The sequence below is a fragment of the Curtobacterium sp. 320 genome (assembly GCF_031455235.1).
Classification (GTDB): Bacteria; Actinomycetota; Actinomycetes; order Actinomycetales; family Microbacteriaceae; genus Curtobacterium.
Genome location: NZ_JAVDSI010000006.1, coordinates 188952 through 208079 on the forward strand (window position 1 = coordinate 188952; position 19128 = coordinate 208079).

Sequence of the window (19128 nt, forward strand, 5' to 3'; positions counted from 1 at the left end):
CCTCCTGCCCCGAGAACTGCTCGGGGCCGCTGAGACCAGAGGAGGTGGGTTCCGCATGCACCAGTACGAACTGATGGCGATCCTCGACCCCGAGATCGACGAGCGCACCGTCGCTCCCAGCCTGGACAAGTTCCTCGCTGTGATCCGCAACGACGGTGGCACCGTCGACAACGTGGACGTCTGGGGCCGTCGTCGTCTCGCCTACGAGATCGCGAAGAAGTCCGAGGGCATCTACGCCGTCGTGGACTTCACGTCCACCCCCGAGGCCGCCAAGGAGCTGGACCGTCAGCTCGGCCTCTCCGAGGCCGTGCTCCGCACGAAGGTCCTCCGCGCCGAAGAGGGCATCGCGCAGGTCGCCGCCCAGAAGCAGCGCGACGAGGCCCGCGCGGCCCGCAAGGCCGCCAACGCAACCGCGACCGCGAGCGCCGAGTAACCCGTGGCCGGCGAAACCGTCATCACGGTGGTGGGCAACCTCACCGCGGACCCGGAGCTGCGGTACACGCAGAACGGGCTCGCCGTGGCGAACTTCACCATCGCGTCGACTCCTCGCACGTTCGACCGTCAGGCGAACGAGTGGAAGGACGGCGACGCGCTGTTCCTCCGTGCGAGCGTCTGGCGCGAGTTCGCCGAGCACGTGGCGGGCTCGCTGACGAAGGGCTCGCGCGTCATCGCGCAGGGTCGTCTCCGTCAGCGCTCGTACCAGGACCGTGAGGGCCAGCAGCGCACGAGCATCGAGCTCGAGGTCGACGAGATCGGCCCGTCGCTCCGCTACGCGACCGCGCAGATCACCCGTGCTGCGGGTGGCTCCGGCGGCGGTCGTGGCCAGGTCGGTGGCGGCAACGCCCCGGCGGGCAACGGCGGCAACGGCGGCGGCTGGAACAACAACGGCGGCGGTCAGTCGGACGCGCCCTGGTCCCCCCAGGGTGGCCAGCAGGGCGGCAACGCACAGTCGAACGACGTGTGGAGCACCCCGGGCGGCACGTACGACGACGAGACCCCGTTCTGATCCTCCGCGGTTCAACGGACACAACTTCCACTTCTTAAGGACAAACAATGGCTGGAAAGAGCACCGGCGATCGCCGGAAGCCTCGCGGTAAGGGCGGCAAGAACGCCGCTCCCGCGAAGTCGATCAAGGTCGGCGTCATCGACTACAAGGACGTCGCGACCCTTCGAAAGTTCATCTCGGAGCGTGGCAAGATCCGCGCCCGTCGCATCACCGGCGTCTCCGTCCAGGAGCAGCGCCTCATCGCCCGTGCCGTGAAGAACGCCCGTGAGATGGCGCTCCTCCCCTACGCCGGCTCCGGCCGCTGATCGGAGGTCGACACATGTCGAAGCTCATCCTCACCCACGAGGTCTCCGGCCTCGGTTCCGCCGGTGACGTCGTCGACGTCAAGAACGGCTACGCCCGCAACTACCTGATCCCGCAGGGCTTCGCTGTCGCGTGGTCCAAGGGCGGCGAGAAGCAGGTCGAGTCGATCCGTGCGGCACGTGCCGCACGCGAGCTCGCCACCATCGAAGAGGCACAGGACCTCAAGATGAAGCTCGAGAACGCGACCATCAAGCTGACCGTCAAGGCCGGCAAGGACGGTCGTCTGTTCGGCTCCGTCCGTCCGGGCGACGTCGCTGACGCCGTCCAGGCGCAGGGCGTCGGCTCGCTCGACAAGCGCAAGGTCGAGGTCCCCGCGACCATCAAGACCGTCGGTGACCACGAGGCCACCGTGCGTCTGCGCGAGGACATCACTGCCGTGATCTCGCTCCAGGTCGTCGCCGCCAAGTAACACTGGCTGCGGTCTTCCGCTCACGACGGGCGGGTCTCCTCCGGGAGGCCCGCCCGTCGTCGCGTTCCGGGGTCGTCGGTGGCGGTTCCGACCCAGGAGGCGCGGCTCGTCCCGCGCTGACCGGTTACTTCTCAGACAGGGTCGCGCTTGCTGGGAACGGCTTGGGAAAGTTGTCCTCAGGTTTCCGTTTGTCAACTGTTTTTACACAGGCGAAACGGTCGGATCGGCAACCTTCAATGCGTACTTGAACCCCACTTCTCCACACATGGTGTGGAACACGAAACCCCAGGTCAAGCGGTCGAAAGTGTGTTCCCCAGCGCACTTGTCCACACCCCTGTCCACAGTTGTCCACACAGCATCCCGGCGTGTTCCGCAGGCTCTCCACAGAGTTATCCACAGGGCCGTTTGCTGGGGATAACTCTGTCCCCGTAGCTTGGCCCAGCGACTCGGCGATGTCGGTCGCCCGGGGTAGAACAGGGACGTTCGGTTCGTGACGGCCGCCGTCGGGCGGACCCGTCGTAGCCACTGGACGAGCCGCCACTGAACAAAGAGGAGCAAGTGTGTCGATCGCGCATCTCGAACCCGCGCCGCAGGACTACGCGGATCGTGGTGGCGCGGAACGCACTCCCCCGCACGACATGCTCGCCGAGCAGTCGACGATCGGCGGCATGCTCCTGTCGAAGGACGCCGTGGCCGACGTCATCGAGACCGCTCGTGGCGTGGACTTCTACATCCCCAAGCATGAGGTCATCTTCGACGCGATCCTGTCCCTCTACTCGCACGGTGAGCCGACCGACGTCATCGCCGTCACCGACGAGCTGACGAAGACCGGCCTGCTGTCCCGCGCCGGCGGCGCCGAGTACCTGCACAGCGTGACGAGCATGGTGCCCACCGCGGCGAACGCCGGGTACTACGCGGCGATCGTGGCGGAGAAGGCCGTGCTGCGCCGCCTGGTCGACGCGGGTACCCGCATCGTGCAGATGGGCTACGCGTCCGAGGGTGAGGTCACCGACCTCGTCAACAGCGCCCAGGCCGAGGTCTACAACGTCGCCGGTGGTGTCCAGACCGAGGACTACGTCCCCCTCACTGACGCCATCTCCGCCGCCCTCGACGAGATCGAGGCCGCGAAGGGGCGCGACGGGCAGATGACCGGCGTCCCGACCGGGTTCGCCCAGCTCGACGGTCTCACCAACGGCTTCCACCCCGGGCAGCTCATCATCATCGCCGCCCGACCGGCCCTCGGGAAGTCGACGCTCGCGCTCGACCTCTGCCGCGCGGCCGCCATCAAGCACAACGAGACCGCCGCGTTCTTCTCGCTCGAGATGGGTCGCGCCGAGATCGCGATGCGTCTGCTCTCCGCCGAGTCCAGCGTGCCGCTGCAGAACATGCGCAAGGGCACCGTCGACTCTCGCGACTGGACGACCATCGCGCAGACCCGTGGGCGGATCAACGACGCCCCGTTCTTCATCGACGACTCCCCCAACATGACGCTCGTCGAGATCCGGGCGAAGTGCCGGCGCCTCAAGCAGCAGCACAACCTCCGCATGGTCGTCATCGACTACCTGCAGCTCATGACCTCCGGCAAGAAGGTCGAGTCCCGCCAGCAAGAGGTCTCCGAGTTCTCGCGTGCGCTGAAGCTCATGGCGAAGGAGCTCCAGGTCCCCGTCGTCGCACTGTCGCAGCTGAACCGAGGTCCCGAGCAGCGTGCCGACAAGAAGCCCCAGATCTCCGACCTGCGTGAGTCCGGGTCGATCGAGCAGGACGCCGACATGGTCATCCTGCTGCACCGTGAGTCGGCGTACGAGAAGGACAACCCGCGGCAGGGTGAGGCGGACCTCATCGTGGCGAAGCACCGCAACGGGCCGACGGACACGATTACGGTGGCGTTCCACGGGATGTTCTCGAGGTTCGTGGACATGCCGCAGTAGGCGGTTGTTGTCGTTCGCCAGCTAACTTGTCCGGCTGCGAGTCAACGTGTCTGAAACACGGATATCGACCAGGAGTCGACTCAGTGTTCGTGCGTCGTGAGGCGGCCGTATGGCGTGCGTGAACTGAGATAGTTCGCGGACCACCTATGTGAGACGGGTTCACCCCGGAGTAGGGCGGTAGGAGCCCGGGCAGTCGGCAAGCACTCGGGGTCCACTGGAGGACCGGTATACGGACACCGGGACCGAGGCGCCTCGAACGGACGATCACTTCGCGCGCATTGCTGATCGACGGCGGCAGCTATCGGGCAAGCTGGTGCGCATGAGTAGACCAAGGCAGGGCTCCAGGCTCACGTTCGCACTACATGCGGCCCTGGTTGTGCTCATCGGAGGCGCGGTCACGGTATTCCTCTTTGGTCTCGCAGATACGGATCGGTTTTCCTGGCTTGCCCCGTCTGCAACGGCTGTAGCTGCGTCAGTGGCTGCACTTACCGCGCTCCGTCTCAACGAATCGGCGGACGAGAGGCGCGCGGCGGCACTCGCCGCAAGTCAGCAAGATCGGCGAATCCAACAGCGTGATCGCTACGAGAAGTTGGTTCAGCAGCTCCTCACTCAGTTTCAACGTGCCGCGCCGGACGAGTCGGCCCGTCGCGCGGAACTCGCAGTGTGGGGATCCAGCGAACTCGTGGACGCGATGAATAGGTGGTACGAGTACGTCAGGCTGGTGCTCGCAAGCGGCGGAACTGTACCGCCCGACAAGATGAAAGAGATTCAGCAGCTAGTGGCGGATATCGCTCTCCTGGCGAGAGCCCTTTCCGGCATCGACCTTGACGGAACGGCGCCCTCGCGGAATGACATGGGAAGACTGCTTTTTGACGACTGGGTCCAGTGATATCGCGGCGAAGGCAGCTCCGATGAAGCGTCTGATGGCCGAGAGCTTGCCGGACGAACTACCTTGGGTTCAGCGCGCGGTGGGCGCGCCGAGCCTCAGGCCCGGGGCTTGGTGTTCATCCGCTCTTTGCATCCGTCGTGACTCCGGCTGCGATGTTCAGCAGGCTCGTCGCATCTCGGGGTGGAGTCGAAGGAGCATGTCTCATTCTCCTGCTGACCACGCATGATGCGCGCGGAGGTTTGTCTCTGAAGAGCGAAAGTCTCGCCAGCCGATCAGCTACGGGGGAAATTCCGCCCGCTGCGTCCAGGTTGCGGCAGGACTCCGCCGAGCGCCTAAAGATGGGTAGGGAAGGTGCCAGCGATACGCCACCGGTCATTTTCATCGTCGACGGCGAGTTCGCAGCTTTTGAGTCGGCCGATCAGCTGGCGTCGGGCCGAGATGTCATCCTCGAGCCAGACGTAGTTCAGTCCGTCAATATCGCTGAGGGGTCGGACGTCGCCAACTCGGACGAGGATCACCTTGGACTGGTTCAACGCCATCGCCCAGCCAGCCTCGAAGACAACATTCTGCCGCGCTTGCCCCGTTGGGGTCGCTTCTCGAGGGTCATCGCGGGCAGCGTTGTAAAAGTCGCTCTTGACTTGGCCGAGGTCATCTGGCGTCATCAAAACGACAACGGCGTCGGAGATCTCGATTCCGGCACGAACGACGTCGAGGGTGTGCGGGGTGCCGCCGCCAGCATGCCGGGCGGCGTCGTCCCAGGTCACCACTTTCAGGTCGAGGGCAAGGAGCAGCGCTACGAGGGCATCGTGTGCCGCTGTGTCGCGGCCGCGAACGATGAAAACGTGCCGCCTCGGCGCCGGCGCGGCAGTGGATGGCGCGGGCTTCGGTGCCGTTGTGCCCGGCCGCGCGAACTGTCGCGGAGTCTTCGAGGACGAGGCGGGGGTCGCGGTTGGTTGAGGCGATACTGCTCCGTTGCGGGCGAGATCTGCGTCGAAGCTGGCGTAGAGGTCGCTGGCTGCGATACTTCCGCGCTGGAAGGCGGGACCAAGGCCGACGCCGGGGCGGCCGATGTACTCGATTAGTTCCCGCAGCGATTTCCCGCCCTCCCGACCGTTCAGAGTTCGGGCGAGGTGAATGCCCTTGCGCAGCTTGTTTGTCTCGGTGGGCATTGGGTCGACCTCGTATCGCAGGAAGAGTGCGTCGATGTCTTTATGGGTGCCCTGGTGGTCGAGAAGCTGCGCGAGCGACTGTTGTGTGGCGCCACTGAACGCGGCCATGCGTTACTCCTTAACCCGGCAGATCGCCGGTGGTGCTCGAGAGTCGGTATCCACCGACCCGCGGCATACGTGATCCGTCAGCGAGGGCAGTTGCGGACGTCATGCCCCTGGAACCCACAGTTGCGACAGGTGGAAGCGTTGAACGGCACCGGGCAGGTGCGTCGGTCGTGTCCGAGCTGTCCGCAGTGGCTGCAGGTTCGGGTCCCGGAGGCGCTCATCGTCGGCTGCCCGTCGTAGTTGCAGGACGCGGGGACTGGCTCACGAAAGGGGCTTGCTGCTCGCTGTGAATCTTACTCATAGTCCACAACGTCTCAGTAGCGCCACAAGTCGAGTAGCCCCAAAGCGGGGGGCATCACTGCTGAGCCATCGGAGAATGTCGGGCAGACCATCCCCTGACGACGCCCTGCCGGCATCGCTCGCTTTGAACGCCAGCGCCGCGGCTCGGGCGGCCGCGTCCGCTGCCGTTCACACAGAGTAGCTGCGCGAAGTCATCCCCTGGCTTGAGGCATGGAAAGCCACCCTGCACTCACCCCAGGCGATCTCTGGAAGAGAAGACCGGTAGCCGATCGTGCCTCACACGCTTGTCCATGGCTCCGGATAAGGTTTCCTCACCAACCCGAAGGAGTCATCGTGGCAAGCCCGCTGAAGTCGTACACGCGGCACAAGACATTCATCTCCTACCATCACGCGGACGAGGCAGAGGTGAAGGCCTTCATCGACCGCTTCGACCACGACCACGACGTCCTGATCTCGCGCGGGATCGGTGCATCGATGGCCGGAGATGTCATCAACAGCACCAACGCGGACTACATCAAGCAGCGCATTCGTCAGCTGTACCTCCGAGACAGCTCGGTGACGCTAGTCATGGTCGGCGCTGAGACCTGGGGGCGACGATTCGTGGACTGGGAGGTCGCGGCCTCACTGCGGAACACTGCCACGTCGAACCGCAATGGCCTTCTTGCGATCACGCTGCCGTCGGTTGCGAACGAGTCCAGCCGTCAGCTTCCCGCTCGGGTGGATGACAACGTAGACGGAACGAATGGTTACGCGCGTTGGATGAAGTACCCGACGACCACGTTGGACCTGGGGCAGATGATTGACGCCGCTTACACCCGGCGGACGACGCACGCCGTGGTCGTAGACAACAGCCGCCCACTCCGCCAGCGCAATGCCAGCTGATTCGCTAAGGCTGGATGACGCGGAGCTACCCGGCTTCTTTCACGCGGCCGACACGGCATCTCTTCGCGGGCAGCGAACCGCGCTCTGGGGCAACCGTATTCGGTCAGCGGGTGCGGTTGCTGCCGCGATCGGCGGCGCGTTCACCCTGGTTGTCGGGGAGTTCGACCTCTGGGCACTTGTGACCCTCTTCGGGTTCATTACTGCGATTGGCGCAGAACTCGTCCTCGGTGTGCGGCCACCGGAGCGCAAGTGGTATTTGGCGCGAGCGGGCGCCGAGTCAGTGAAGACGTTGAGCTGGCGCTACGCGGTATGTGCTGATCCCTTCTTCGTCGACCTCCCCCCGGGTGACGCGGAAAACCTCTTCCGCAAGCGGGTCGGACAGGTTGCTCGCCAAGTCTCGGAAGCAGTCGCTCCCCCACAAGGCGACGGAGCTGCCCCGAGTGAGGCCATGGAAGCCCTTCGTGCGGCAACCACAGCGCAGCAACGCGAGGTGTACTTGCGTGATCGAACCAGGGCACAGCGAGACTGGTACAGCCGCAAGGCGACGTCCAACGCACGAGCGTCCTTCGCCTGGCGTGCAACGCTCGTCGGCGCAGAGCTTGTCGCCATCGCACTCGCGGCGCTCCGGTTTGCCGGTCTCTGGGACATCGACCTCGCTGGTGTCTTGGCAGCGTTCATTGGAGCCGGCGCGGCGTGGCTTGCGCTGAAACAGCACACCACCCTCGAATCCGCCTATTCGCTCACTGCGTCCGAACTGCAGAAGCAAGATGCGACACTCACGTCTGCCACGGAAAGAGAATGGGCAGCAGTCGTGGCCGATGCGGAAGAAGCGATCAGTCGCGAGCACACGATGTGGCTCGCCTCTCGAAGCGACGTCAACGAACAGATTGGCAAGTAGGCGCTCAGCACGGGTCCGGTGAGGGATCGGCTATCGGTACTGCTCGGAGACCAAAATCGAAAGGGATCGGGTTGGGCGTCTCCGTGGTGAGACGGAATCCGATCTCGCGGTAAAGCCCGCCAACGCATCTTCCAGTGAGGTCCCCGACAGGGCAGGGTCGACGCTCGCCCGGGGCGCGACGGACGGCGACTCTCGCGATGCGATGACGGCGGTACATTCTGCTCAGCAGACCATCGTTGAGAGGAGACCCTGATGAACGCGCGACTCCGGGGCGTCGGCCCGCGATTGAGCGCGCGGCTCTGCCAGCTCGGGGCCTACTGGTCATTCGGAATCGCGATGGTCTTCCTTGCGCTCTTCCTGCTCGGACTGGGTATCGCCCGCTTGGCCGGCGCGGATCTGGAATCCGACCGATCGACCGTCGGACCGTTCCTCATTAGATTGCCTCAGGTGACGATCGCGGCGATGCTCGTCCTGGCAGTCTGCACGGCGGCGGTCCATCCAGCGCTTGCGCGAGAACAGGCGCTCGGGTACACGACCTTGCCGTTCAGCGACCTGCCGCTCGAGGTTCGCGATTGGCGCAGTGGCGCGCTTCTCCGAGACGCGTCGGCCGATCCCTTGCGACGGCGGGCCGATCTCCGAGCCCGCCTGCGGAGAGTGCGAACTTCCGGTCTCCCGGCCACGCACGGACGCCGAGGGCCAGCAAGCCCCCTCCGGTCGCACGCGGCGCTTGGTTCGGACGAATCGGAAGCGACGCGGTGACGAACGAGCACGACGAACTCGAACGCCTCCGCCGGGGCATCGCGCTGGTCCTCGCTGCGATCGGACTGGCTGCCGCGGTCGCAGCTGTGCTCGGCTTCCCGCTCCTCTTCGTCGTCGGCCGGGGACCCTCGAACGTAGGCCGGTTCGCGGGCATCTTCCGGAGTGAGGTGTCGGCCTGGCTGCACCATGACGGCTGGGCCTTGTCGGGAGCGGCCTGGTTCTACATCGCTCTCGCACTCGCGGCATTCGCGAGCGCCGCGCTCGTCGCCGGCCTGATCCGGGCGCGCGGCGCGCGGGCGCTCGCTCTCATCAGCGGACCCGCGGTCCTCGTCCTCATGCTCGGCCCGCTCCTGCAATACGTCGTTGGCGACGGCTGGAGCAACTACAGCGACGTCGGCGATGACTTCTTGCCGCACAGCCCTGTCTTCGCTGTCGTACTCCTCACGCTCTGGTGCCTCGCCCTCGCCCCGAAGCTAGCCCGGGAGCACCGTCGCCCGCGGAAGGTGGGCACGCCGGAAGGAACAAGCCGCGGAGTTCGCGGGGCGGGACGGCACCGGATGTGACCGGTGGACGATCGGCTACCGAAACGGATTCAATGGCGGCTGTTGCGCGCTCAACACGAGGTGCACTGCCTGTCGCGCTTCGTCAGGAACAAGCCGTTCCTCGTCGAGTGACGTTGCGGCGATCCAGCTCGGGTCATACTCGTTATCTGCCGACGCACGGCGCAGCTCAGGCCCTCCGAGCGACACCTCCGCGGAGGTCACTCGCACCGCAAAGTAGGCGGCGGGCACGTCGCGGTCCACGGGAACGTCGAGCAGATCGCCCACGTCGCCTTCGAGCCCGGTCTCTTCGAGGAGTTCACGGAAGCAGGCCTCGCGCAGGTTCTCGCCCTCTTCGACGCCGCCTCCGGGGAGCACGCAGTAGCTCCGACCGTCCTTGCGTCTCTTGATCACCAGCACCTGCTCATCGAGCACGACGACTGCGGCTGACCGAATACGCATGATCTCAGTTCACCATCCACCGCCTCGATCCGGCAGGCGTCACGACGTCCGATCGGCCTCTGAGCGCTGGTAGCGTCCAGAGATGGCGCAAGCGATCGGGGGTTCGGCTCGCTCGAAGGTCCGCGAGCTGCTCGCGATCCCGGCGCCGGAGTCGATCCACCCGACGGCGGACCGCCGTTCGCTGCTCCGCCACGAGGGGTCGGTCCGGAGCGAGCGCATCGAACTCGACACCCTCGACGGCGACACGATCCCGTGCCTCCTCCTCACGCCGGACGATCCCGCCGGCGTGGACGTCATCGCCGTTCACCAACACGCGGGGGCGTTCACTGTCGGCAAGAGCGAGCCGGCGGGGCTGACGGGCGACCCGGCACTCGCCTACGGTGCAGCGCTCGCGAGTGCCGGAGCGCGAGTGATCCTGCCGGACCTCGTCGGATTCGAGGAGCGACGACGCGACTGGACCGACGACCCCGCCGCGGACGAACGGCTCGACGCATTGTTCCGGGTGTCGAACGGCAGCAGTCTGCAGGCGAAGCACACGCGCGACATCGCCACGGTGACGAGCTGGATGCAGGACACGGGTGCGGTCGGCACCGAGCTCGGGATCATCGGGCACTCGCTCGGCGGTCAGGTCGCGCTGTTCTCCCTCGCTGTTGACCCCCGCCTGACGCGGGGCGTCGTGAGCTGCGGGATCGGGACGCTGGCGTCATTCGAGTCGGAACGCATTCGCCACAATCCCGCGTGGTTCGTCCCGGGGCTCACCGCGGCCGGCGACGTTCCGCTGGTCGCCTCAGCCGTGGATCAGCCCGTCTTCGTCGCCGCCGGACGTGACGATCGCCTCTTCCCGCTCCACGGCGTGCAGCAGGTCCTCGAAGCGTTCCGCCCAGGCATCCTGACCACCGAGGTGTTCAACGGCGGACACGCGATGCCGGCACACGTCCTGGACGCAGCCGTCCGGCATCTGCTCCGAGAGCGGGTCGCCGACTGACCTGCTCGCACCGTCCGGCCGCTGATCGACCGGCCCTCCGTCACGCCCCCACCTGCACGACCCCGATCGCGGACAGCACGAACGCCACGATCGCCGCGCTCGACCGGAGGACGTCGATCCGTTCCCACCGCACCACGACCCGCTTCCAGTCCGCCGGCGGGTCGAGCGGATCCCAGTCGTTGACCCCGATGTTAATCGGGACCGTACCGAGGAACGACGCGAGGACGAACACCCCGAGCGCCACTGCGGCTGCCACTCGCCACCTGAGACTGTCGCCCGCGCCGGCGACGACCAGGACGGCGAGGGTGGCGAGCACTGCCGGCACCATCAGCATCGGCACGGCGACCTTGAGCGACTTGACGAGCGCGATCCGCGTGCGGAGGTGGGCATCGTCCGGCAGGGAGGCCATCGCGGGTTGGACGCCCCACCGCACGATGAACTCCTCACCGGCGAGGAGACCGACGAGGACGAGCTGCACGACCAGGACCACGTTCATGGACCACAGCCTCGTCCGAGCCACTCACACCACGCTGACGTGGCGCTCACACAGGTTCGACAGAACCGTCACCGGTGCCTGGGAGCCGCGACGGCGCGCATTCGACCACGAAACGGAACAGGAGCGGCCCCGCTGCCTGCGGGGTCGCTCCTGTTGACCGTGGCTCTTACGACTGCGCGACGCAGACCTGCTTGACGCTCGTGACGTGGCCCGTCGAAGCGCCGATCTGGAACGTGTACGTGTGGTACCCGGAGTTGTAGCTGTACGAACCGCTCTTCGTGACCACGCGGATCAGGTTCGTTCCGGCCGAATTGCGGTCTGGTGAACCGAAGATGTGGACTTCACCCGTGCTCGTCCAGTTCAACTGGGCGGTCTTGTTCCCGCACCCGATGGTCAGGAGTGACCCGATCTTCTCGGCGTGTGCCGGACCTCCGGTGAACAGGGTGGCGGTGACGAAGGCCACGGCGACCAGCAGGAGAGCGCCGAATCGCTTTCGACCGGTAAAGGTCGACGTCGTTTCTCGGGAGATTTGGCTGGTGATGTTCATGTTGCCTCGTTCACTTCCGCTCGGGGATTCCCCGAAATGCCTTCGGGATCCCGTTCGGACGCTAACACCGGCGAGATGCGGTCAACAGTCCGCTGTTCTGTGGACTGCAATTCCCGGAGCATTGCGTATAGGGTCTCCGCCACAGCCGCAGCAGTGTTCCTCGGGCACGCTGGAGCGGCACCGCTGACGATCGGGGGGACCGTGCAACAGTGCTGTGACCAGTGCCGACTGCCCATCCAGGGTGAGCCGGTCCGGACGGCTACGCGGACGCTGTGCGACGCGTGCGGGACGACCTTCCTCGGGCTAGCTGCCGGAACGATGGCCGGCAACGGCGACGTCGGGCAGTCGATCGCGACGGCCGGCTGGTTCGAGCGACTGCGCCGCCGGAAGCGGGACTGAGCACCGCGACCGAGGTCAGCGGACCGCTGCGAGCACCGCCGCCTCCTCGGCCGCCCCGAGCCCGGCCCGCCGCGGCCGCTCCACCCCACGCGCCCGCTCGTCGTCGAGCACCCCGGCGAGGGTCTCCGCCAGCGGACGACTCCGACCCCCGGCATTGCGGAACGCCCGCGCAGACCGGTGCATCAGCGCCGCATCGGAGTGCGGAAGCCACAGCGGCAGCGACCTCGGCCCCGCCCAGTACTGCACGTCGTGGGCGAGCAACACGTCGTCCTCGACCTCGACGAGCTCGCCGTCGAACCCCGTGGCCTCGACGGCCAGGCGGAAGAAGTCCCGCATCGGCACGACCTCGCCGACGGCGTTCACGACCCCGGTGTGACCCGTCCGCCAAGCACGTCCGACCCACGCGGCCAGGTCCGCGACGTCGATGACCTGCACGGAGCGCCCTTCCGACGTGGGGACCAGCACCGGCCCGGGTCGACTGAGTCGGGCGGGCCAGTACCCGAACCGGTCGCTCGGGTCGCCCGGGCCGACGATGAGGCCGGGTCGGGCGACCAGGAGCCGCGATCCGAGTCGGTCGGCGCTGCTCCGCTCGGCGGCGACCTTGGCGTCCGCGTACTGCGTCAGGTCGACGGGTTCGACGACCTCGGCGGTCTCGTCCGCGCCCGGTTCGTCGTTCCGGGCGTAGACGGACACGGTGGACACGAGCGTCCAGTGCGCGGCGGAGTCTGCTATCGCGTCGAGCGCGGGACGGACGAGCTCCGGGTCGGACGAGAGCTCGACCACCTCGTCCCACGCGCCACGCACGGGTTCGTACGCGCCCTCCGCGCGACGATCGGTGCGGACGAGTCGGGCGCCGTCCGGGACGTCACCCGTCGCACCGCGTGCGAGGCAGGTGACCTCGACGCCGTCCTCGAGGAGGTCCCGGACGATCGCACGTCCGAGCCATCCGGTCCCACCCAGCACCAGTGCCCGCATGGACCCATTCAACCGTGGTCGACCCCGAGCGTCCGGCTCGTCCACCCCGCCAGCGCGGCGGTCGCCGTCCTGGAGATCGTGGCGTCGGGGAGCATGCTCGTGAAGCCGTGGAAGGCTCCTGGCCACACGTGCAGCTCGGCGTCGACGCCCGCCGCCCAGAGTCCACTCGCGAAGGCCACGGTCTCGTCGCGGAAGACCTCGGCGCTGCCGCAGTCGATGTAGGTGCGCGGGAGTCTGGCGAGGTCCGTCGCCCGCGCGGGAGCGGCGTACACGGACACGTCGTCGGTGGCGCGTCGGCTGCCGAGGTAGGCGTCCCAGCCGAACCGGGTCAGCTGGCGGTCGGCGACGCCGACACCGTCGATCTGCACGGTGGAGACGGTCTCGTCGCGGTCGTCGAGCATCGGCGACACGAGGATCTGGGCCAGCAGCGACGGCCCGCGTCGGTCGCGGGCGAGCAGGGCCGTGCCGGCTGCGAGGCCACCCCCGGCGCTCTGCCCGGCGATGACGATGCGGTCCGGGTCGATGCCGAGCTCCTCGGCGTGCTCGGACACCCACACGAGCCCGGCGTAGCAGTCCTCGACCGGGTACGGGTCCGGGTACTCGGGCGCGAGGCGGTAGTCCACGCTGACGAGCACGACGTCGTGGACCAGCAGCCACTCGTCGTAGGAGTCGAGGTTCCCGAGGTGGTGGCCGAACACCATGCCGCCTCCGTGGATCGTGTAGACCCCCGTGGTCGCTCCGGTGCGACCGATGCGCTGGATCACCGCGAGGTCGATCGGGTCGCCCCGGTGACCGGGGACGGTGATGCGTCGACGCTCGTACCCGCGGGCGTGCAGCCGTGCATCGAGTTCGGCCTCGGTGACGTCGAGCTGCCGCATGTGCGGCAACACCTCCGGCGTGATGGTGACGGGACCGCGCGCTGCGAGGGCGTCGAGGAACGGCACGAGTTCGGGGTTGAACGGCGGGCGGGTGGTGACTTCGGACACGGGTGCACTCCTTCGATGAAGAAGTGGCGACCCCCGTGAGCCGCGTGTGAGTACCCGGCAGCCGATGGGGCGCGGGCCTTTTCCCTCTGCGCCCGACGATAGCGCATCCCCGACGGGCGCCCACCCACGCCGATCAGGTCGGTCGGTGCTGCTCCGCGTACCGACGCGCACGACCGATCCGCCGTACCGAGAGCGGGATCGCCCAGGCGAGCACGACGACCATCGCGACCAGGAAGACGACGGGCAGCAGCCCCAGGTCGCCTCGGACCGCGGACGACACGAACTGGAACGCGATGGCGACGTACAGCAGGCCCGTGAACACCAGCTGGAACTGCAGGGCCAGGGGGACGATCCGGGCGTACCGGACCGCTCCGGCGCGGTCGGCCTCGTCGAGCGGGAGCTCCTTGCCCCGCAGCACCACCTTCGCGTACCGCTGCAGGCGGCCGAGGTCCCGCCCACCGCTGTCGCGGAGCGCGCGGTTCAGCGGGAGCGCCACGACGATCGCGGCCATCGCCGTCGCGGTGAAGGTCAGCTGGCCGCCGAGCAGCACGACCTGGAGGAGCGCGCCGCCCCGGTCCGAGAAGGCCGCAAGGAGCGTCACCCCGATCGTGCAGACCACCGCAGCGATGACGAAGGTCGTCGCGATCGAGCGGATCGCGCGTCGGACCAGCCCGACGCCGGGGACGTCGTCGCTCAGGTCGCTGATGGGCGCCTCGGTGCTGCGGAACAGCGCACCGAGCGGGCGGGCGACGGCGAGGAGCACCCCGGCCCCGACGACGAGCAGCACCGGCACCCAGAGGGGCGCCTGCGCCGACAGAGCCGCCAGCACGAAGACCACGGCGGCCACGACGTCGACGGCGGCGACGACCGCCGAGACCCGGAACAGGGAGCGCTGGCTCTCGGGGGACGAGCGGTGGTCGTAGTAGCCGGCCAAGGCCCCGACGAGGACCGGTCCCATGACGACGAGCGGCGTGCAGACGGCCGCGGCGACGAGCCAGCCGTGCGCCGCGCTCCCGAGCTCGAGCGCCACGAGCAGCCCGCCGCCGAGGGACAGCGCCGTCGCGACGACGATCGTGGCGATGTACAGCAGGACCCGGATCACACCGTCGCCTCGGTCCCCCGGATCCGCCCGACGACGACGTCGACGATCCCCGCGAGCAACGCCGCCGCGACGAACCCGAGCGCCACGCCCAGTCCGAGCGGCAACCCCTGCGCGTAGTCGCCCTTCGAGCTCGCGAGCGCCGAGTAGAACACGCTGCCGACGGCGGCGATCCCGATCGCGGACCCGACGCGCGCACCGACCTGGATGAGCCCACCGGCCGAGCCGCCCTGCTCCACCGGCACCTCGGACAGCGTGAGCGTCTGGTTCGGCGAGATCGTCAGTCCGGAGCCGACACCGGCGACGAGGAGCGGCACGACGAGCCACCACCCGAGGTCGGACCGGTAGTGGTTCGCGACGACCCAGATCACCCCACCGAGGCCGATCAGGACCAGCACGGTCCCGACGACGATGAGCTGTCGGCCGAACCGCGAGACGACGCGACCGCCGATGGTCGACGCGACCCCGGACCCGATCGCGAACGGCACGGACGACAGGCCGGCGAGCAGTGCGGAGTACCCGAGGCCGGACTGCAGGGCCAGCGTCAGGACGAAGAACAGCGGCGTGAACCCGGCGAAGTACAGGGTCGCGAGGCCGACACCGAGCGAGAACGACCGGCGGCGGAACAGCCCGAGGTCGATGACGGGCTCCTTCGACCGCGCGTACCGCCGTTCCCACAGCACGAAGAGTGCGCCGAGCACGACGGCGGCGACCACGAGCCACCACTTCGCCGTGCCCTTCCACTCCTGCGACTGCACGAACGGCAGCAGCAGGGCGACCACCGCGGCGCCGAGCAGGACGATCCCGACCGGGTCGAAGTCGTGCTTCCGGCCGCGTTCCACCCGGCTCGCCGCCGGCAGGTAGCGGAAGGCCAGGAGGATCGTGACGAGTCCCACGGGCAGGTTCACGAAGAAGACGAACCGCCAGCCGTTCTCGGTGCCGAAGGCCGTGATGAGCAGACCACCGACGAGGGGGCCGATCGCGGTGGCGATGCCGACCGTGGCGCCGAACAGCCCGAAGGCGGTACCGCGCTCCTTCCCGCGGAACAGCTGCTGGATGAGCGCCGTCACCTGGGGTGTGAGCAGACCACCGGCGAGGCCCTGCACCAGCCGCGCGACGACCAGGACGATCCCGTTCGGGGCGAAGCCGCAGAGCGCGCTCGCGAGGGTGAACAGGCCGACCCCGATGACGAACATGCGCCGGCGGCCGGAGGCGTCGCCCAGTCGACCGCCGGGGACGAGCAGGAGCCCGAACGACAGTGCGTAGCCGGACAGGATCCACTGCACGGCCTCCGGGGTGGCCCCGGGGAGTCCGGACGAGATCGACTGCAGCGCGACGTTGACGATCGACACGTCGAGCAGGACGATGCCGCCGCCGAGCAGACAGATGACGAGGGCCTTCCACCGGTTCGGGTCCGGCTGGTCGCCGGATCCGGCGTCGGAGTGCTCGGATCGCTCGGGGGGCGCGGCGGTGGCCGCGTGGTGCGCATCGTGGTGCGCGACGGTGGGAGCCGCGTCGGGCTCGGCGGGGAGTCGGTGTTCGGGTGCCATGACGCTCTCACGCTAGGCCGCAGCGGAGGCGCTGGTCCGGCGAGCACGGATCTTGTCCACACCTTCAGGAGGCGCGGTGCGGGTCCGGTACGCCGGCTGGCAGCATGGCCTGGTGACGACCGATCCGGACCCCGCCCTCGTCCCCGAGCTCCTCGTCACCGACGTGGACGCGAGCATCGCCTTCTGGTCCGGCCTGTGCGGGTTCACCGTGGCCTACGCGCGTCCCGAGGAACGGTTCGCCTACCTGACGCTCGGGTCGGCGCACGTCATGCTCGAGCAGGCCGGGGTCGGTCGGAACTGGCTCACCGGGCCGCTCGATCGACCACTCGGCCGCGGGATCAACCTGCAGATCGGTGTCCCGGACGCGGACGTCGTCGCGGCGTCGCTCCGTGCCGGCGGTGTCGAGCTCTTCATGCCGCCGGAGACGCGCTGGTACCGCGTGGGCGACGAGGAAGCCGGGGTGCGCCAGTTCCTGGTCACCGATCCCGACGGCTACCTGCTGCGCTTCCAGTCGTCCACGGGGCGTCGACCGGTCGCGCCGTAGCGCGACTCACGCGTCGTCGCGCAGCGACCGCACCATGCTCCGCAGTGCTCGGAGCGCCGCGCCCTGCTCGTCGGCCGACATCCCGCTGAGCATCCGGACCTCGACCCCGCGGACGGCTGCCGAGGCCTCGGCGAGACGCTCCCGCCCGAGCGGGGTGAGCTGGACCGGCAGCGCCTTGCCCACCGGTGCCTCCGACGCGCGCGACACCGAGCCGTCCCGTTCGAGCGCCTGCAGCAGGACGTTCATCGACTGTCGTGTCACGAACGCCCCGCGAGCGAGGTCGGAGTTCGACGACCCCGGGCGCTGCGCGAGCAGCTCGAGGCACGAGTAGTGCGTGACGGTCATGCCGAGCGGGCGCAGGACCGACTCCATCGCGGTGCGGAGCGCGCTCGCGGCCTCCTTGAGCAGGTACCCGAGGGACGTGTCCAGGTCGATACCGTGTCCGTCTTGACGCATGTCAGTAGTCTGACATAGGTTCTTCTGTGTCAGATAACTGACACCAACGAAGGAGACCCCATGCCCGTCACCGGCCCCGACTTCATCTCGCTGCAGACCCGCGACCTCGACGCGTCGCAGGCGTTCTACGAGCAGTACCTCGGCCTCGTCCGGTCGCAGGCGGGTCCGCCGCACGCGGTGGTCTTCGAGACCACGCCGATCGCGTTCGCCCTGCGCGACCTCGTGCCCGGCACCGACCTCGACGCCGTGGCGCAGCCGGGGATCGGCGCGGCGATCTGGCTGCACGCGACCGACGTCCAGGCGATCCACGACGCCTTGGTCGCCGACGGCCACCGGATCGTGTCCGCGCCGATCGACGGCCCGTTCGGTCGGACGTTCACCTTCGCCGACCCGGACGGGTACCAGGTGACGCTGCACGACCGCGCCTGACGCCCTGGCACGGGCGGACCGGACGGTCTACGGTGTCGCCATGAGCGACGACGCCGGGGACGAGCAGCTGTGGCGGTCGATCGTCGGGCAGCCGGCGCTCTGGATGGCCGTGGCGTGGACCGCCCTGGGTGTGGTGTGGCTCGTGTTCGCCGCGGTCGAGGGCGGAGACGACGCGTGGCGGTGGATCATCGGTGCGGTCTGGATCGCGCTCGGTGTCGGCCGGATCGCCGTCGCGGTCTGGGACCGGCGGCATCACCGTGGGCGGTACGCCGGGCGCTGATCCGGCGGCGCGGCTCCTGTCAGTCGTCGTCGGGGGTGGTCCGGCGACGAGCGACCAGCAGGACGGCGACGAGCGCGGCGGCGACCACGACCGCGATCCCGCCGAGGACCCACGGCGTCGCCCCGGGCCCGGACGACCCGGCCGTGGCGCTGGTCGCACCGGCACCGGCACCGGCGGTGGCGCTCGGCGTCGGGGTGCCCGCGCTCGGGGTCTCCGTCGGTCCCGTCGCCGTCGGAGTCGGGGTCGTGGTCGGTGCTCCGGTCGACGTGAACCGGTAGCTCCCCGAGATCGGGTGTCCGTCCACCGAGACGCTCCGCCAGGTCACCGTGTACGAGCCGGCAGCCGTGAGGTCGGCGGCCGTGCGCAGCGTGCTGCCGTCGACGTCGACACTCCCCGCGCCGACCTCGGCGCCGTCCGGGCCGGTCACGCTGACGACGATCCCGGACTCGAGCCCGGCCAGCGGCGGCTCGGAGAACGTGAGTGTTACCTGGTCGAGGTCACCCCCGACCGTCGTGTCCGCAGCGGGTGCGGTCGAGGCGAGGACGTCGTGGGCGGAGGCGGGGGCCGCCGTGACGAGGACGAACGCCAGGGCGACGGCCGACGCGGCGGTGGCGAGGAGGGCACGGAAGGGCACGGTTCATTGTCGCCGATCCTGACCGGACGCACAGGACGT

At 68.4% G+C, this 19128-nt stretch carries 24 protein-coding genes; 14 read left to right on the top strand and 10 right to left on the bottom strand.

Annotation, left to right across the window (positions count from 1 at the left end; genetic code table 11):
* Positions 1 to 55: 55 nt before the first annotated feature.
* From rpsF to J2X60_RS10405, 6 genes are all read left to right on the top strand, one after another.
* Positions 56 to 433, top strand: coding sequence for a 30S ribosomal protein S6 (gene rpsF / locus J2X60_RS10380; protein ID WP_070417479.1), 378 nt, complete (start codon positions 56 to 58; stop codon positions 431 to 433).
* Between the two features lie 3 nt (positions 434 to 436).
* A complete protein-coding gene (locus J2X60_RS10385) occupies positions 437 to 1006 on the top strand; it encodes a single-stranded DNA-binding protein (RefSeq protein ID WP_070417480.1) in 570 nt (189 codons plus the stop codon).
* Between the two features lie 47 nt (positions 1007 to 1053).
* Entirely contained in the window at positions 1054 to 1311 is a 258-nt protein-coding gene (gene rpsR, locus J2X60_RS10390) for a 30S ribosomal protein S18 (RefSeq protein WP_017887834.1), read from the top strand.
* 14 nt (positions 1312 to 1325) lie between these two features.
* Positions 1326 to 1778, top strand: coding sequence for a 50S ribosomal protein L9 (gene rplI / locus J2X60_RS10395; RefSeq protein ID WP_069712629.1), 453 nt, complete (start codon positions 1326 to 1328; stop codon positions 1776 to 1778).
* 560 nt (positions 1779 to 2338) lie between these two features.
* Positions 2339 to 3706 carry a replicative DNA helicase gene (gene dnaB, locus J2X60_RS10400; RefSeq protein ID WP_070417481.1) on the top strand — a complete coding sequence of 456 codons (1368 nt, stop codon included), beginning with the start codon at positions 2339 to 2341 and terminating at the stop codon, positions 3704 to 3706.
* Positions 3707 to 4025: 319 nt separating this feature from the next.
* Positions 4026 to 4595, top strand: a complete 570-nt coding sequence (locus J2X60_RS10405; protein ID WP_309887307.1) for a hypothetical protein — start codon at positions 4026 to 4028, stop codon at positions 4593 to 4595.
* A gap of 332 nt (positions 4596 to 4927) precedes the next feature.
* Here the strand turns inward: J2X60_RS10405 and J2X60_RS10410 are convergent, their stop codons facing one another.
* Positions 4928 to 5872: a TIR domain-containing protein gene (locus tag J2X60_RS10410; protein WP_309887308.1), complete on the bottom strand. Its 945-nt coding sequence runs from the start codon at positions 5870 to 5872 to the stop codon at positions 4928 to 4930.
* A gap of 630 nt (positions 5873 to 6502) precedes the next feature.
* On the opposite strand from J2X60_RS10410, the gene J2X60_RS10415 reads away from it, so the two are divergent.
* The 4 genes from J2X60_RS10415 to J2X60_RS10430 all read left to right on the top strand — a co-directional run bounded on the left by J2X60_RS10415 (position 6503) and on the right by J2X60_RS10430 (position 9271).
* The gene (locus tag J2X60_RS10415; protein WP_309887309.1) at positions 6503 to 7051 is read left to right on the top strand and encodes a TIR domain-containing protein; all 549 of its coding nucleotides are present in this window, start codon (positions 6503 to 6505) and stop codon (positions 7049 to 7051) included.
* Entirely contained in the window at positions 7041 to 7949 is a 909-nt protein-coding gene (locus J2X60_RS10420) for a DUF4231 domain-containing protein (protein ID WP_309887310.1), read from the top strand. The genes J2X60_RS10415 and J2X60_RS10420 overlap by 11 nt, the downstream gene beginning before the upstream one ends.
* A 252-nt stretch (positions 7950 to 8201) precedes the next feature.
* On the top strand, positions 8202 to 8708 hold the full coding sequence (locus J2X60_RS10425) for a hypothetical protein (RefSeq protein ID WP_309887311.1): 507 nt from the start codon (positions 8202 to 8204) through the stop codon (positions 8706 to 8708).
* A complete protein-coding gene (locus tag J2X60_RS10430) occupies positions 8705 to 9271 on the top strand; it encodes a hypothetical protein (RefSeq protein ID WP_309887312.1) in 567 nt (188 codons plus the stop codon). The genes J2X60_RS10425 and J2X60_RS10430 overlap by 4 nt, the downstream gene beginning before the upstream one ends.
* 15 nt (positions 9272 to 9286) lie before the next feature.
* Here the strand turns inward: J2X60_RS10430 and J2X60_RS10435 are convergent, their stop codons facing one another.
* Complete coding sequence (locus tag J2X60_RS10435; RefSeq protein WP_309887313.1) at positions 9287 to 9709, bottom strand: NUDIX domain-containing protein; 423 nt, start codon at positions 9707 to 9709, stop codon at positions 9287 to 9289.
* 82 nt (positions 9710 to 9791) lie between these two features.
* Here J2X60_RS10435 and J2X60_RS10440 point away from each other — a divergent pair, with 82 nt between their 5' ends.
* Complete coding sequence (locus tag J2X60_RS10440) at positions 9792 to 10694, top strand: alpha/beta fold hydrolase (protein ID WP_309887314.1); 903 nt, start codon at positions 9792 to 9794, stop codon at positions 10692 to 10694.
* Between the two features lie 40 nt (positions 10695 to 10734).
* Here the strand turns inward: J2X60_RS10440 and J2X60_RS10445 are convergent, their stop codons facing one another.
* The 6 genes from J2X60_RS10445 to J2X60_RS10470 form a co-directional block, all read right to left on the bottom strand.
* The gene (locus J2X60_RS10445) at positions 10735 to 11190 is read right to left on the bottom strand and encodes a DUF1772 domain-containing protein (RefSeq protein WP_309887315.1); all 456 of its coding nucleotides are present in this window, start codon (positions 11188 to 11190) and stop codon (positions 10735 to 10737) included.
* Positions 11191 to 11356: 166 nt separating this feature from the next.
* Entirely contained in the window at positions 11357 to 11737 is a 381-nt protein-coding gene (locus tag J2X60_RS10450; RefSeq protein WP_139199247.1) for a hypothetical protein, read from the bottom strand.
* Between the two features lie 414 nt (positions 11738 to 12151).
* Positions 12152 to 13111 (bottom strand): NAD-dependent epimerase/dehydratase family protein, encoded by a 960-nt coding sequence (locus J2X60_RS10455; protein WP_309887316.1) that lies wholly within the window; start codon positions 13109 to 13111, stop codon positions 12152 to 12154.
* Between the two features lie 8 nt (positions 13112 to 13119).
* Positions 13120 to 14097: an alpha/beta hydrolase fold domain-containing protein gene (locus J2X60_RS10460; protein ID WP_309887317.1), complete on the bottom strand. Its 978-nt coding sequence runs from the start codon at positions 14095 to 14097 to the stop codon at positions 13120 to 13122.
* 133 nt (positions 14098 to 14230) lie between these two features.
* Entirely contained in the window at positions 14231 to 15199 is a 969-nt protein-coding gene (locus J2X60_RS10465; RefSeq protein ID WP_309887318.1) for a hypothetical protein, read from the bottom strand.
* The gene (locus J2X60_RS10470) at positions 15196 to 16746 is read right to left on the bottom strand and encodes an MFS transporter (protein ID WP_139201801.1); all 1551 of its coding nucleotides are present in this window, start codon (positions 16744 to 16746) and stop codon (positions 15196 to 15198) included. The genes J2X60_RS10465 and J2X60_RS10470 overlap by 4 nt, the downstream gene beginning before the upstream one ends.
* Before the next feature lie 112 nt (positions 16747 to 16858).
* Here J2X60_RS10470 and J2X60_RS10475 point away from each other — a divergent pair, with 112 nt between their 5' ends.
* Complete coding sequence (locus J2X60_RS10475) at positions 16859 to 17290, top strand: VOC family protein (RefSeq protein ID WP_309887319.1); 432 nt, start codon at positions 16859 to 16861, stop codon at positions 17288 to 17290.
* Positions 17291 to 17296: 6 nt separating this feature from the next.
* On the opposite strand, the gene J2X60_RS10480 is transcribed toward J2X60_RS10475, so the two are convergent.
* Entirely contained in the window at positions 17297 to 17746 is a 450-nt protein-coding gene (locus J2X60_RS10480) for a MarR family winged helix-turn-helix transcriptional regulator (RefSeq protein ID WP_070417516.1), read from the bottom strand.
* A 60-nt stretch (positions 17747 to 17806) separates the two neighbouring features.
* Here J2X60_RS10480 and J2X60_RS10485 point away from each other — a divergent pair, with 60 nt between their 5' ends.
* Together J2X60_RS10485 and J2X60_RS10490 are read left to right on the top strand one after the other, a co-directional pair.
* Positions 17807 to 18175: a VOC family protein gene (locus J2X60_RS10485; protein ID WP_070417517.1), complete on the top strand. Its 369-nt coding sequence runs from the start codon at positions 17807 to 17809 to the stop codon at positions 18173 to 18175.
* A 40-nt stretch (positions 18176 to 18215) separates the two neighbouring features.
* Positions 18216 to 18455, top strand: a complete 240-nt coding sequence (locus tag J2X60_RS10490) for a hypothetical protein (RefSeq protein WP_309887320.1) — start codon at positions 18216 to 18218, stop codon at positions 18453 to 18455.
* Between the two features lie 19 nt (positions 18456 to 18474).
* On the opposite strand, the gene J2X60_RS10495 is transcribed toward J2X60_RS10490, so the two are convergent.
* A complete protein-coding gene (locus tag J2X60_RS10495) occupies positions 18475 to 19089 on the bottom strand; it encodes a copper resistance protein CopC (protein WP_309887321.1) in 615 nt (204 codons plus the stop codon).
* Positions 19090 to 19128 lie beyond the last annotated feature (39 nt).

What these genes read in the sequence shown, in the direction of transcription:
- rplI (WP_069712629.1), top strand. Translation starts at nt 1,326, where the DNA reads ATGTCGAAGCTCATCCTCACCCACGAGGTCTCCGGCCTCGGTTCCGCC.
- J2X60_RS10445 (WP_309887315.1), bottom strand. Translation starts at nt 11,190, where the DNA reads ATGAACGTGGTCCTGGTCGTGCAGCTCGTCCTCGTCGGTCTCCTCGCC.
- rpsR (WP_017887834.1), top strand. Translation starts at nt 1,054, where the DNA reads ATGGCTGGAAAGAGCACCGGCGATCGCCGGAAGCCTCGCGGTAAGGGC.
- J2X60_RS10450 (WP_139199247.1), bottom strand. Translation starts at nt 11,737, where the DNA reads ATGAACATCACCAGCCAAATCTCCCGAGAAACGACGTCGACCTTTACC.
- J2X60_RS10410 (WP_309887308.1), bottom strand. Translation starts at nt 5,872, where the DNA reads ATGGCCGCGTTCAGTGGCGCCACACAACAGTCGCTCGCGCAGCTTCTC.
- J2X60_RS10435 (WP_309887313.1), bottom strand. Translation starts at nt 9,709, where the DNA reads ATGCGTATTCGGTCAGCCGCAGTCGTCGTGCTCGATGAGCAGGTGCTG.
- rpsF (WP_070417479.1), top strand. Translation starts at nt 56, where the DNA reads ATGCACCAGTACGAACTGATGGCGATCCTCGACCCCGAGATCGACGAG.
- J2X60_RS10490 (WP_309887320.1), top strand. Translation starts at nt 18,216, where the DNA reads ATGAGCGACGACGCCGGGGACGAGCAGCTGTGGCGGTCGATCGTCGGG.
- J2X60_RS10470 (WP_139201801.1), bottom strand. Translation starts at nt 16,746, where the DNA reads ATGGCACCCGAACACCGACTCCCCGCCGAGCCCGACGCGGCTCCCACC.
- J2X60_RS10440 (WP_309887314.1), top strand. Translation starts at nt 9,792, where the DNA reads ATGGCGCAAGCGATCGGGGGTTCGGCTCGCTCGAAGGTCCGCGAGCTG.
- J2X60_RS10455 (WP_309887316.1), bottom strand. Translation starts at nt 13,111, where the DNA reads ATGCGGGCACTGGTGCTGGGTGGGACCGGATGGCTCGGACGTGCGATC.
- J2X60_RS10425 (WP_309887311.1), top strand. Translation starts at nt 8,202, where the DNA reads ATGAACGCGCGACTCCGGGGCGTCGGCCCGCGATTGAGCGCGCGGCTC.
- J2X60_RS10420 (WP_309887310.1), top strand. Translation starts at nt 7,041, where the DNA reads ATGCCAGCTGATTCGCTAAGGCTGGATGACGCGGAGCTACCCGGCTTC.
- J2X60_RS10480 (WP_070417516.1), bottom strand. Translation starts at nt 17,746, where the DNA reads ATGCGTCAAGACGGACACGGTATCGACCTGGACACGTCCCTCGGGTAC.
- J2X60_RS10485 (WP_070417517.1), top strand. Translation starts at nt 17,807, where the DNA reads ATGCCCGTCACCGGCCCCGACTTCATCTCGCTGCAGACCCGCGACCTC.
- J2X60_RS10405 (WP_309887307.1), top strand. Translation starts at nt 4,026, where the DNA reads ATGAGTAGACCAAGGCAGGGCTCCAGGCTCACGTTCGCACTACATGCG.